The following is a 13,016-nucleotide window of genomic DNA, read 5'->3' as shown; positions in this document are numbered from 1 at the left end:
TATCCACCCAGCATCCTGTTCAGGATATGGCAAAATAAACTATGAAATGATTCGTTTTTTTTGGATTAGTTGGTGCAACAACAACTGCACATATAACGGCCCGGTGTTCCGTTTAAAGAAGGGGTAGAGCGTAGCATGATGAATTGTAAAAGTGTTTTCATGGCGCAAAAGTAGATAAATAATAACTACTATTCCTATAGGATATTAGATTTGTGTTGCAATTCTGACAAAACTGCGCAGGTGATTCTTTTTGCCTGTTTTAATGGCCGATCAGGGATGTAATTTTTTCTTCTATGTCTTTTAAGCTGGCATAGCCTTGTTCTATTAGATATAATTTCCCTTCCTTTTCCAACAGTAATGTGGGATAGGAGGAAGCGTATTGAAGGGCCTGGTTGAAAGAAGCCAAGGTTTTTAAATGCATTTCTCTGGTATTGAATGCATTTGTAAATGCTTCCGGATCGATATTCAGCCCGCTACAAATGACTTTATAAGTATCCTGCGGATTAAGGTCTTTTCCATGCAAATACCTAGCCTGTTGTACAGCAACCATAAAATTTACATTTTGCTGTGGCCACAATTCCTGTACGGTTATAATAGCCCTGCTGGGAATTTCACTATCAAGCTGTACAGGATGTTGCTCAATGAAACTGAAATAGGCTTCGCCAAAAACAGTACCTGTAAGTCTGGATATCTGCTGATCATGTTTTTTAAAATAAGCGGCCATTTGCGGAGACTGCATTCGGGTGTTTGCCCCTGCCCACATGCCTGCGGGTATGATTTTAAAATTAAACCCAGTTCTGTGGGATTCAAACAGTGCAGTTATGTTGTGGCTGTTTCCATAACACCAACCACATAGAGGATCCATAATATAAATCAGTTGCGTCATTTCTGTTGTTTTTAAGGTTGAAGGTATCCCGGTCTTTAAAATTCTCCTCACCAGGAGAAATGCATTATGGTCTTTTGAATACTAAGGCAGATAAAGTTAAAAATTAATTATATTTAAACAGCAGATGCCTTTTTTATTGCGTATACTATTGTTGTATAACGATTGTGCTACACACCAAATTTTTTAACACGTTTTTCTCTTTGTATTGTTATCAGCTTGATCCTGGAACAGGATTAATTAATTGTGTTTTATGCTCAGAAGATTTATTGAAAGACCTGTACTCAGTACCGTTATATCGGTACTGATCGTATTGCTGGGAATACTTGGTTTAGTGAAGTTGCCCATTGCGCAATATCCTGACATTTCACCACCTACCGTACAAGTCTCCGCCACTTATCCCGGTGCAAATTCAGATGTGGTCCTTAAAAGCGTAATCGTTCCCCTTGAACAGCAAATCAATGGTGTTCAGGGGATGACCTACATCACTTCGTCAGCAACCAATACAGGTACGGCCTCTATTAGCGTGTATTTTGCTGTGGGTACTGACCCTGATCAGGCGGCGGTGGACGTTCAGAACCGGGTTTCCTCTGCAGTAAGTTTGTTACCCCAGGATGTAACCAAAACCGGTGTTACCGTCAGAAAACAACAAAGCAGTAACTTACTGATCATGTCTATTTATAGCGATGATCCTTCCTACGACCAGACTTTTCTTCAGAATTATGCCGCGATTAATATCATTCCGCAGCTGCAACGTGTAAATGGGGTGGGTGCGGCCTCTGTATTTGGTTCGGCCATGACCTATTCTATGAGGATCTGGTTAAAACCTGATGTGATGTCCATTTATGGAGTAACTGCAAGTGACGTGTCTACTGCAATTAATGAACAGAGCCAGGATGCGGCCCCGGGTAATTTCGGCGAAAATGACAAGCAGACTTTCCAGTATGTCATTACTTATACCGGACGTTTGCAGTCCACCGAAGAGTTTGGGAACATCATCGTAAAATCTACTGCTAAGGGACAATATCTCCGTTTAAAGGATATCGCCAGAATTGAACTTGGAGCGCAAACCTATACCGGGTCAACCGCTACAGACGGAAAACAATCTGTAGGCATTGCCATTAGCCAGACCCCGGGAAGTAATGCAAGGGATGTCATCAATAAATCGAAAGTGGTACTTGATAAGGCCGCTAAATCTTTTCCTCCGGGGATCAAATCTGTTTATCTGGTAGACATCAATCAATTTTTAGATGCTTCAATTGATAAAGTTCTGCACACCCTTGTTGAATGTTTTTTGTTGGTGTTTTTGGTTATTTTTATCTTTTTACAGGATTTTCGTTCTACCATTATTCATGGAATATCAGTGCCTGTAGCGATTACCGGTACATTTTTCTTTTTATATCTTTTTGGTTTCAGTATTAATCTTCTGACACTTTTTGCCTTGGTGCTGGCCATTGGTATCGTGGTTGATGACGCCATCGTTGTAGTGGAGGCTGTTCATGCCAAACTGGAAAGCGGTTATAAATCTCCTCGAAAAGCTGCAATTGATGCCATGAGTGAAATTTCGGGAGCAATTGTATCCATCACCCTAATCATGGCCGCTGTATTTGTACCAGTTACCTTTGTAACCGGATCGGCTGGGGTTTTTTACAAGCAGTTCGGAATAACCCTTGCCGTAGCCATTATGATTTCTGCTATAAATGCGCTTACACTTTGTCCAGCGCTCGCCGCCATGTTTCTCAAACCTCCTGATCATGGCAAGGAAGAAGAAAAAAGAACACTTATGCAGCGTTTTGGTGTTGGTTTTAATGCAGCATACGATGCCCTCACCTCTAAATACAGTAAAGCGGTTCATTTCCTGATGGCAAAAAAATGGATGGTTCTGGTCGCCATTGGTCTGTTTATTGGTGGTTTTTATGCGCTGATGAAATCGACACCTTCAAGCTTTGTACCCAGTGAAGATATGGGGACAATTTTTGTAAACATTACTTTGCCAGCCTCTTCAACAATGGAACGGGTAAAGGCCGTTGCTACTAAAGTAGACAGTATTGCCAGGCGGCTACCGGAAGTAGCCAATACCATGAGAACAATGGGTCAGAATTTTATAGGGGGTAGTGGAAGTTCTTATGGGATGGTGATCCTCAGGCTGAAAGCCTGGGACCAGCGACCGGGTATAAGTAACGATGATGTCATCAAAAAATTAAAAAAAGCAACCTCAGGCATAAAGGAAGCAAGCATACTATTTATGTCCCAGCCTACCATTACTGGTTTTGGTACCAGTGGTGGGTTTACTTTCCAGCTGGAAGACCAGGGCGGTCATTCCACAGCAGAATTTTATAAAGTAGCACAAACTTTTCTTGAGAAATTAAATGATCGTCCTGAAATACAATATGCGACAACACCCTTTAATCCTAATTTTCCACAGTATCAGTTAAAAGTGGATGTACCTAAATGTAAGGATGCGGGGGTATCGGTTACGGATGTGCTCAATGCCATGCAGGTTTTTTATGGAAGTTCATATGTCTCTAACTTTAATGAATTTGGCCAGCAGTACAGGGTGACCATTCAGGCCGATACAAATTATAGGGCAAATCCTGCAGGGCTTAACCAGATTGGCATCAGGACAGCCAGTGGTTTGATGTCCCCGATTACGGAATTTATCAGTTTGAAACGTATTTATGGCCCAGAGAGTGTGACCCGGTTCAATTTATTCAGCTCCATGTCCGTAAGTGGTTCACCAAATAGTGGATATAGCACAGGACAGGCTTTACTGGCCATTCAGCAGACTGCCGATCAGTATTTACCTTTAGGTTATGGTTTTGAATATTCAGGAATTAGCCGGGAAGAACAGAATGCCGGTTCCCAAACCCTTTATATTTTCATTTTGTGTCTGGTGTTTGTGTATTTACTGCTGAGTGCACAATACGAAAGTTATCTTTTACCTTTAGCAGTACTGCTTTCATTGCCAGTGGGCTTATCAGGTGTATTTATTTTTGCTAAAATCTTTGGTCTGGACAATAACATCTACATGCAGATATCCCTGATTATGCTTATTGGTTTATTGGCTAAAAATGCCATTCTGATGATCACTTTTGCTCTGGAAAGAAGGGAAAAGGGAATGAGCATTCTTGAAGCGGCTATTGAAGGGGCTAAAGCACGTTTAAGACCTATATTAATGACTTCTTTTGCATTTGTTTTTGGATTGATGCCCTTGATGTTTTCCACGGGGGTAGGTGCGAACGGAAACAGATCTATTGGTACTGGTGCAATAGGAGGAATGTTGTTTGGAACACTATTAGGTGTATTTGTTGTTCCTTCTTTGTTTGTTATTTTTCAAACGTTGCAGGAAAAAGCTAGGGGGTCGAAGAAAATTACCGAAGAAGAAGCCTGAAAATCCAGAGAATATTTTTTTTCGTACATACTGTCAGATAAATGATTACAGGTTAACCAGAGGCTGAAGATGGGCTTTCAGTCTCTGGTTTTTATTTTTAAAAGAAGTTAAATTTTAATAACCAGTCTTTTTCCTGATGGAACTTCCATATCCCATGCTGATGCTATGGCTTGCAGGCTGGCTGTGACGGTTTCAATTTTAAGTTTGCCTTCAGCTGCCAGTTGCAGTAGTTCAGGTAATACTTCCCTGAAAAGTTTTTGCATCGCGTCTTCCGGAAGACTTCCAAAGCCGGAACCCATTAATTCAATATTGGCACTTCTGAGAACAGCAGAGGACAGCTGTATTTTGTCACCAACCATAGCACCAACAGTGATAAACTTTAAGGCTGTTGTAAAGGTGCCGTTTCCTTTTAAAGCGGTGAGAATGAGTTCGGCCGGATGTCCCCATAAATAGTCTATAACAATATCAATTGGTTTAATCTGGTGCATATCCCGCAGTGTTTTTATAAAGAGCTGGTCTTCCTGTTTTAAGGATAGGAACTCATCGGCCCCAAGATCTTTTAATGCTTCAAGAACCTCGATGTTCCTACCTGTTACAATGACCTGGCTGGCACCATAATACTTTGCCAGCTGAATGGCAATTCTGCCGGTCACACCAGCAGCCCCGTTAATAAGTACGGTTTGGCCCGGTGATATTTTAGCTCTGTATAGCAAAGCGGCCGCAGCACCAAGTATTGCATTGGGCAATGCGGCTGCGGTAGCGTCATCGAGCTGAGGAGGCAGTTTTACAAGCCGGTCTTTGTCAATCAGTGCTTTTTCTGCCATCATGCCCTGAACACCCGGTGCATAAACCTTGCTGCCGTCCTCCAGTATACCTACGCCGTCCACACCAACCACAACCGGTTGGAAAGTATCCTTATTGCTGGAGTAATGTGCCCCACTGGCAATGGCCTTATCAAGGTTTTTAACGGCCGCGGCGGTCACTTTAATTAAAATCTGGTCCTCATTTAAAGGAACAGGGTCAGGAAAATCTGTATATATTGGTGCTTTACCTAATGCATGTAATACGGCTGCTTTCATGGCTTTTTATTTTTATTTATCAATAGGAACTTTTAATGATTTTTTACATCTGTTTTTTCCTGATTTTTTCTTTTAAAGATAGGGCTTAACTTATCTGTTTAACAATTGGACTATAGGTTTTGTGTAAAAGTTTTTTTTAAAAAAAAGAGCCACCAAGCTTGCAAATATTAAATAATTAATCGTAGACTTGCAGGGAGAGCGTTAATTAGTTAAGCGGGAGAGATCTTCGGATTTTTCCCGCTTTCTTATTTTAAAACTATAGCTAATTATGGAATTTATTGAGATCTGTAAACCGTTCAGTTCACTTTCTGCAAAAGAGCTTTATGCTATACTTAAATTAAGAAGTGAAATTTTTGTTGTGGAGCAGAAATGTGTCTATTTAGATGCGGATGGGAAAGATCCATCCTGTCAGCATTTAATGCTGTATCAGCAAAAGGAATTGGTCGCTTATGCAAGAATTGTACCCGCTGGGATTTCTTTTTCTGAGCCTTCCATTGGGCGTATTGTCAGTAGTGATGCTGTCAGGGGAAAAGGGTTCGGTAAGGAGCTTGTCCGTCTTGCTATCGAAAATTGTATACGCTTGTACGGAAGACAGCCCATTAAAATCGGTGCTCAGTTGTATTTGAAAAAATTCTATGAGTCTTTTGGCTTTATAAGTGAAGGGGATGTTTATGATGAAGATGGCATTGATCATATTCATATGCGGCGTTCGGTCATTTGAATGTAATTCTAAGAAGCTTTAAAAAACCAGCTTGAAAATTGCATCGTATATAAGGTTATCGTATAAAATTTAGGTTTAAGATTGACATTGAGAGTGGAAAGAGAGCAGATGAAACCCGGAAATCATTAAGAGGTCCGGGTTTTTTATGGTAATGGGTTTTCCCTTGTGGGAACAGTTATAAATTATGGACATCAAAATCTCCATCTCGAATGACAATTGAATCTGTGATGTCTTTTATATTATATAAAACTCCGTTTAGTGTTCCTTTTACATAAGGTAATCCACTGTTTTTAAGGTATTCGTATCTAGTTATGTTAATTTCGAATGGTTTTTTAAGATTGTTAGGCGTATAAAACTTGGCATCTTCATCATTAGGACCAAGTTTTTTATTAAGAAAAATATAAGAGTTACGAAGGTCCAGAATTGGTTCATGACCACTTATTTTAAAGGTCCGGTTTTTCATATTAAAAAGTTGAAACCGGAGGAAAGATGTTTGTAAACGGCCTGCATATGTTTCCTGTAGATTTACAATCACCCTATATACTTCCATATCCGGAGCGGAAACGCTGGAGAGACCTGTCCAATCACCGCTGATTCCTGATTGCGTGACGAGTAAAGGCTTCTCACTTATAAAGCCTTTAAAATATTGAACATATTCCTTTTCCGGAGGAGGCTTGGGGATGGGGTGTTCCTTTTTGCAGGCGCAGATCGTAAAAATAATGAACATGCTTAGTAATAATGATTTCATAGAAATAGATTTTCTTTATCTGAGATGTTGTTTATAGATATACAAATGGAAATGCATTAAGGACTAGTTGAAAATCAGTGGATAAGATTTTTTAAAGCAGTAAACACCAGGTAAATGAGTTTTTTGTAACAAAAACTCATTTACCTGGTGTTTGTTATTGGAAATTAATTTAATTTTTTTGATATTTAATCTGAAATTTATTTGCCGGCATAAAAACAGGCGAAAATTTTAATTAACGCAGTGATAACGATATGCTGAAAATTAATCAGGATGCCTTACATAGGGATAGTTCGGATGAAATCCATATAATTTATGGTAAGTACTCCGGCATGCTACTGGGGTATATTTTTGAAGTGGTAAAGGACCGGAAATTGGCAGAGCAATACCTTGCAGATACCTTTTTTGATTTTGCCAGAGAATTTAACCAGTTACATTGGCAGGGAACAAGTATTTGGTGCCAGTTGCTGAAGTTTACCCGGTCCAGACTGCCTTTGGTCAAAAATGATGAAGATCATGTTCATCTTGAAAAAAATTATGCCCATAGTAAACACCTCAATCATTTAACAGATGAACAAAAACAGGTATTCTGTGAAGCCTACATCTACAGATACCCTATTTCTGCCATTGCAGAGAGATTAAATAAAACAGAACTTTTAACCCGGAAGATTCTTAGAGAAGCCTTCGCTATGATGAAAAAAAGTGGAGAAAATTAAAGAATACATAGAAAGCGGAATACTCGAGACCTATGTACTTGGGATCAGTACCGAAGAGGAAGCCAGAGAAATTTTATTCTTGAAAAAGCAGCACCCCGAAATAAAGGAAGCCCTTTATTTGCTGGAAAATGACCTGGAAAGAATTGCACAAAAAATGGCTATTGAACCTCCTGCAACTTTATGGCCTGGTATAGAAGCTGAAATTAATGAACTGGCCAGGAGACCAAAAATTGAAGCTCTGAAAATTTCCAGGCAGGAAGAAAAAAAGGATAAGGCGCCTGAGCTGATCGATATTGAATCAAAGTCTACCCACATTCGTATCCACAAAATATGGAGGTGGATCTTTGCTGCGGTTTTTGTTCTTGGAAAGATATTTTTGGGTTTTGCTATATACTATTATCTTGAAAAAAGACAACAGGACCGGCAAATTAATGAATTGCAAATTGAATTAAGGCAGCTTAAAACGGCTGGAAAATAGTAAGCTTAAAAGGGAGGCTCTCATTTTTAGTTATCTGTAAAAATTTCACCGGTAAAAACATCCTTTTTACCGTCTTTTATGTCTGTTTTACCAATTTTGTCTATCATTTGTATAAATGATGGCTAGTTTTGCTGGCGCAAATTAGTTATACATGACGAGCGGCAATAGAAATTTACATGTTCTTATTTCAGGTGCGAGCATTGCAGGACCAGCACTTGCTTTCTGGCTAAATCAATATGGTTTTAAGGTAACGATAATAGAGAAAGCTGCCCAGCCGCGTACAGGAGGATACAGAGTGGACCTCAGGGGGGCGGCGGTTACTGTGGCAGAAAATATGGGTATTCTTCACCGGATAAAAGATAAAGCTATCCACATCCGTCAATCTGTTTTGATCAATAAAAAAGGGGGAACAATTGCCGGTTTTAATCCTGATGAATTTGGAATGAGGCAGGAGCGTGATGTTGAAATTCTTCGTGGCGACCTGGCCGAAATTTTATATGAGCAAACAAAAGAAGATACAGAATATCTTTTTAACGACTCCATTTTGAAAATTGAAGAACAAACCGGGGGGATTAAAGTTCATTTTCAGAAAGGAGGGACAAGACATTTTGACCTGCTCGTTGCAGCGGACGGCCTGCGCTCCAATGTCAGGAGATTACTTTTCGATAAAGAAGAGCATTTGGTCAAGCATTTGGGCTATTATATTTCTATTTTCTCTGTTCCAAATCACTTAGAACTTGACCAGGAAGAGGTTGGTTATCCAGGGGCTGGTAAAATTGTAAATGTGTTCAATGCCCATAAAAAACAGCCCTCTAAAGCACTTTTTCTCTTTTCCAGTAAAGGCCTGGAATATGATTTCAAAGACATTGCTCAACAGCAGAAAATATTAAAAGGCGCGTTTGAAAATGAGGGATGGGAGTTGGCTGCTTTACTAAAGGCCATGCCCGAAAGCCCTGATTTCTATTTTGACTCCTTAAGTCAGGTACATGCCCCTGAACTTTTCAAAGGAAGAACGGTTTTACTTGGAGATGCAGGATATTGTCCTTCTCCTGCATCCGGACAAGGCACCAGTCTGGCCATTGTTGGTGCTTATGTATTGGCAGGCGAACTATCCAGAACCGCAGATTATAGGGAGGCATTTGACAATTATAGCGATAAGATGGGCCATTACATTAAAGTGAACCAGGAACTTGGGCTTGCTGTGCTGGAGCAAATGATTGCAAAAAGTAAAACGGAACTCTTTATGCAAAATTTAGTACTTACTTTAATGAAATATATGCCATGGAAGAAAAAGCTTGTTAAATCTTTTATGAATAAAATGCAGAAGAAAGTTGATTATGCGGCAAACGCCATTGACCTGGAAAAATATGCTTAACATCCCTGGGAAGTTAAAAGAGACAGCGTTTCTGATTTAATTTTTTTTATTCATTTCCTTGTGTAGTGCTGTTGTTCTTGTCAAATAATCCTGTAGTTTTTCCATTCCAAGTTTTTTCCGTCTTTCGTCTACAGTTGCCGGATCTTTTAATCTTTTTGAAAAGGCCTTACCTTCCTTATCGTAGCCTACCTGTGTTCCATACAATTGTTCTTCCCCTTTATTAATATGCACCCTATCATATAGAAATGCATAATCCTGGGCTTTAATCAGATTTAAATCGGACCTTTCTTTAAGAACCGGGAGCATTTCTGATTGAAAATCAAGATCTGCATCGGAATGCTGTATCAGTAAAAAAAAATGTTCTACACTTTCCTGGCCAATAGATTCAGTACTTGGATAGCCATTTTCTTTATAAATGTGTTTGATTAAAAGGGTGTGTCTTTTAAAGGTCTGCTCTTTTAGTTCCATAAGTAATTTCAAGCTGTCCTGATTGTGGTGTCTGTTGTAGGCCGACACGATGTCCCATTGTACTTTTTGATCCACCATAAACAGGCTGTCGATATAAGCTTGCAGCTTTGGGTTTTTAATTTTATCCTGTGCCTGACAAAGCCACACAGAAATTAAAAATAAGCTAAGGGTTAAGAATATTTTTCTCATATTTTCGTTTATTTTTCTTCATCAAATAGAATAAATTAACAGACCGAAAAATTGTATTTTTAAGACAGGGAAATTTTAAATTTTATCAAAAATTGGTTGAGAATGGCAAATGAAATAATGGATCCCGTTCTATTCTTCCCAAGACATGAGTTGTTGAAGGAACATATTGAATATTATTATTTTTTAAAGACAGAGGACCCCTTGTTCGAGGTCACTTATTTTGCTTTTCCTTCTGTGAATACGCCGCTGAATATTCATAAGAATGTAGATATTAGCATTTTATCTAACTTTACTTCTGTTTCCGGAGTGCAGAATGAAAACTATTTTTCTATTATACAAGGCATTAGGTCAGTTCCTTTAAAGGTGACTTTTAAAGGGAAAATTGATAAAGTAACCATCGCTTTTAAGCCGTTGGGTATTAATCATTTTTTGGATTGTTCTTTTTTTGAGGTTGCTGCAAAGGATTCCCAAATGTTCTCTCTTTGGGAGGACAGGGATGATTATAAAAAATTTATTGCCGATTTCTACAGTATTAATGACCTGGAGGAAAGGGTAGGGCTATTGGAGAATTTTTTAATCTCTATGTATCGTCCTTTTAGCAGGTATAAGCACCTTCGCGCTGCGATTGATTTGCTGATCAATTTTGAAAGCGAAATGTCTATTGCCGAGGTGGCATTGAAGGTAGAGTTGAATTCCAGAACGCTAAATCGGCTTTTTAGAGAACATATAGGTATTTCTCCTGCTGGCTTCAAAAAAATCGCGCGTTTCCGTCATGCACTTAACAACAAGCTTTTTAAAGACCAGTTTAAAAGATTGACAGATATCGGCAACCAAAGCAATTTTTACGATCAAAGTTATTTTATTAATATCTACAAAAAGATGTCAGGTTCCAGGCCCGGTGAGTTTTTTGAAAAGGTGCGGAAATTAGGAAATGATCAACTGTTGTTCCGCTTTCTAGAAATTTGATGCCCGAGCTTGTGCCCCTTGACAAAGTTTTCGGAAAATTGACAATTTTAAATACGAGCAGGCCAGCTGAAATAAAAAGTCGCTCCTGTTTCTTCTTTGCTTTCCAACCACATTTTTCCGCGGTTGGCGCGGACAAATTCTTTGCTGAGGGTGAGGCCTATACCAGTACCTTTTTCTCCTTTTGTACCAAAGGAAACCTCCAGCTCCGTACTGATAAACTGTTCCTGCTGGTGTTTACTGATTCCCTTTCCATAATCTTTTACAGAAAAAATAAACTCCGAATTTTCTTTTTGTTCTATGGCCGTAATTTCAATGTCTTTTCCGGGATAACTGAATTTAATGGCATTGGAGAGTAGGTTTCTGATGATAAAATCAAAATGATTCACATCTCCAAAAACCTTTAGATTTTTTGGATAATTCTCTACGATGCTTAAAGATTTGTCCTTGAGCATTTTATCAAGTGCTTTTGTGTTTTTTGCGATGATCTGATCTGCGCTAAATTCAGTGGCTTCTATCTGGATCCCTTTAATCTGTGACTGGCCCCATTGCAACAGTTGTGTCAGGATATCAAAACTGGCATCTGCCTGCTTTCGGAGTTCTGGTATCATTTCCACTTGTTCCTGGCTGCTGAGACCTTCATTTTCCATGATGGCGAGTAAACCAGCTATTCCACCAACATGATTGCGCAGGTCATGTCCTATAATGGAAAACAGCTTGTCCTTCAAAAGATTAGATGCTTTTAGCTTTTTATTTAATTTATGAATACTAATGAGGTACAGCAGGAAAGCAACAAGAACAAGCAATACAGCTACCGTAATAAGTATTAAGGAATTACGCTGGTAAATTTTTTCCTGTTCGGCAAGCTCCAGCTGTTCCACCCGTAGTTTGGTTTTGGAGAGTTCATAACTACTTTGAAGCACATTGATTTTATGGGTGATATTTGCATTTTTCAAACTGTCAATGATTTTGTAATGCATTTCCAGCATATTTAATGCTTCTTTGTATTTTGCCTGTTGCCGGTAAACCGTGGATAGCCCTTTGTAAATTTCAGCACTCAATTGTTTATGGCCTATTTTGTGGGCAATTGAAAGGGCGTTTTTTAGATGGCCAATACTTAAATCTGTCTTTTTATCATCACCATTAGCGGCCAGACCGATTAAGGCATATACCTGCTGCTCGGCGAGGCCGGCCTCTGTAGCTTTTTTTAAAGCCCACTGGTGGTATACAACAGCCTTTTCGTGTTTGCCATCAGCGGCCATAGCATTGGCCGCATGATTTATAAATTGTATATTCTTTTTTGTAAATGTTTTAAAGGTGCTTTTGTCTATTCCTTTCTGGTAATAAAGAGTCGCTTGTTGATGTTGTTTAAGTTTACTGTGAAGCTGGGCTATTTTGTCGATCAACAAGAAAAACTCATCAGAGGACCCGTTTCCAGACTGTAGGCTTTCTGCTTTCTGGTACCAGCTGATGGCTTGTGGAGTATCGCCTTTTACTTCTTCCCATTCACCCATTCTGACGTAAGTTCCCAAAAGATTAAGTGTATCTTTATGGCGCTCAAAATAACGTATGGAGTTTTGTATTAAATCTCTGCCCTGATTCAAATTTCCTAATTTTGCTTTGTTTAATCCAATGCTTGAGGAAACATTTAAAGATGAAACCGAGTCGCCCAGAACTTGGAATAGGAGCAAGGCGTGGTTTTGATAATCTACAGCGGTTTTTAAATTTCCGTATTGTTCATTTATACCTGCAATTTGGATTTGAAAATGAGCCTCACTGCTTCTGTCTTTAATCTTTTTTGCGAGGTTTAAGCCTTTCTCTGCATAGAAAATGGCAGAGTCAGGTTTGTTGTTCCAATAGAGTGAAATTTTTTTTCTGTAGAGTTCGATGCATCTGTTTTCGGAAGCAAAATAACGATCTTTCGACTTTTTATATCCTTTACAACCTGTTACAAGCAATAAGCTCATGACAATAAACAGATGAGGATAACGCCGGATCATGATTTGTT

The 13,016-nt window shown here is 39.1% G+C and carries 11 protein-coding genes; 6 read left to right on the top strand and 5 right to left on the bottom strand.

Annotation, left to right across the window (positions count from 1 at the left end; all coding sequences use genetic code 11):
- Positions 1–259 precede the first annotated feature (259 nt).
- Entirely contained in the window at positions 260–886 is a 627-nt protein-coding gene (locus tag B0O44_RS03015; protein ID WP_211321297.1) for a DsbA family protein, read from the bottom strand.
- Between the two features lie 250 nt (positions 887–1,136).
- On the opposite strand from B0O44_RS03015, the gene B0O44_RS03010 reads away from it, so the two are divergent.
- Positions 1,137–4,274: an efflux RND transporter permease subunit gene (locus tag B0O44_RS03010; RefSeq protein WP_110827202.1), complete on the top strand. Its 3,138-nt coding sequence runs from the start codon at positions 1,137–1,139 to the stop codon at positions 4,272–4,274.
- Positions 4,275–4,381: 107 nt separating this feature from the next.
- Here the strand turns inward: B0O44_RS03010 and B0O44_RS03005 are convergent, their stop codons facing one another.
- Positions 4,382–5,353: a quinone oxidoreductase family protein gene (locus B0O44_RS03005; protein ID WP_110827201.1), complete on the bottom strand. Its 972-nt coding sequence runs from the start codon at positions 5,351–5,353 to the stop codon at positions 4,382–4,384.
- Positions 5,354–5,621: 268 nt separating this feature from the next.
- On the opposite strand from B0O44_RS03005, the gene B0O44_RS03000 reads away from it, so the two are divergent.
- On the top strand, positions 5,622–6,074 hold the full coding sequence (locus B0O44_RS03000; RefSeq protein WP_110827200.1) for a GNAT family N-acetyltransferase: 453 nt from the start codon (positions 5,622–5,624) through the stop codon (positions 6,072–6,074).
- 175 nt (positions 6,075–6,249) lie between these two features.
- Here B0O44_RS03000 and B0O44_RS02995 read toward each other — a convergent pair whose 3' ends face one another.
- Entirely contained in the window at positions 6,250–6,822 is a 573-nt protein-coding gene (locus B0O44_RS02995) for a DUF5025 domain-containing protein (RefSeq protein WP_110827199.1), read from the bottom strand.
- A gap of 251 nt (positions 6,823–7,073) precedes the next feature.
- Between B0O44_RS02995 and B0O44_RS02990 the strand changes: the two genes are divergently transcribed.
- The 3 genes from B0O44_RS02990 (at position 7,074) to B0O44_RS02980 (ending at position 9,388) form a co-directional block, all read left to right on the top strand.
- Positions 7,074–7,535 carry a sigma factor-like helix-turn-helix DNA-binding protein gene (locus B0O44_RS02990; RefSeq protein WP_110827198.1) on the top strand — a complete coding sequence of 154 codons (462 nt, stop codon included), beginning with the start codon at positions 7,074–7,076 and terminating at the stop codon, positions 7,533–7,535.
- Positions 7,522–8,013 (top strand): hypothetical protein, encoded by a 492-nt coding sequence (locus B0O44_RS02985; RefSeq protein ID WP_110827197.1) that lies wholly within the window; start codon positions 7,522–7,524, stop codon positions 8,011–8,013. Before B0O44_RS02990 ends, B0O44_RS02985 begins: the two co-directional genes overlap by 14 nt.
- A gap of 151 nt (positions 8,014–8,164) precedes the next feature.
- The gene (locus tag B0O44_RS02980; RefSeq protein ID WP_110827196.1) at positions 8,165–9,388 is read left to right on the top strand and encodes an FAD-dependent monooxygenase; all 1,224 of its coding nucleotides are present in this window, start codon (positions 8,165–8,167) and stop codon (positions 9,386–9,388) included.
- Between the two features lie 36 nt (positions 9,389–9,424).
- On the opposite strand, the gene B0O44_RS02975 is transcribed toward B0O44_RS02980, so the two are convergent.
- Entirely contained in the window at positions 9,425–10,045 is a 621-nt protein-coding gene (locus B0O44_RS02975) for a DUF6624 domain-containing protein (RefSeq protein ID WP_110827195.1), read from the bottom strand.
- A gap of 102 nt (positions 10,046–10,147) precedes the next feature.
- Between B0O44_RS02975 and B0O44_RS02970 the strand changes: the two genes are divergently transcribed.
- Positions 10,148–11,011 carry a helix-turn-helix domain-containing protein gene (locus tag B0O44_RS02970; protein ID WP_110827194.1) on the top strand — a complete coding sequence of 288 codons (864 nt, stop codon included), beginning with the start codon at positions 10,148–10,150 and terminating at the stop codon, positions 11,009–11,011.
- Positions 11,012–11,058: 47 nt separating this feature from the next.
- Here the strand turns inward: B0O44_RS02970 and B0O44_RS02965 are convergent, their stop codons facing one another.
- Entirely contained in the window at positions 11,059–12,975 is a 1,917-nt protein-coding gene (locus B0O44_RS02965) for a tetratricopeptide repeat-containing sensor histidine kinase (protein WP_211321296.1), read from the bottom strand.
- Positions 12,976–13,016: the final 41 nt, after the last annotated feature.

The sequence above is a fragment of the Pedobacter nutrimenti genome (assembly GCF_003208655.1).
Classification (GTDB): Bacteria; Bacteroidota; Bacteroidia; order Sphingobacteriales; family Sphingobacteriaceae; genus Pedobacter; species Pedobacter nutrimenti.
This window is presented reverse-complemented; position numbering and strand designations above follow the sequence as displayed.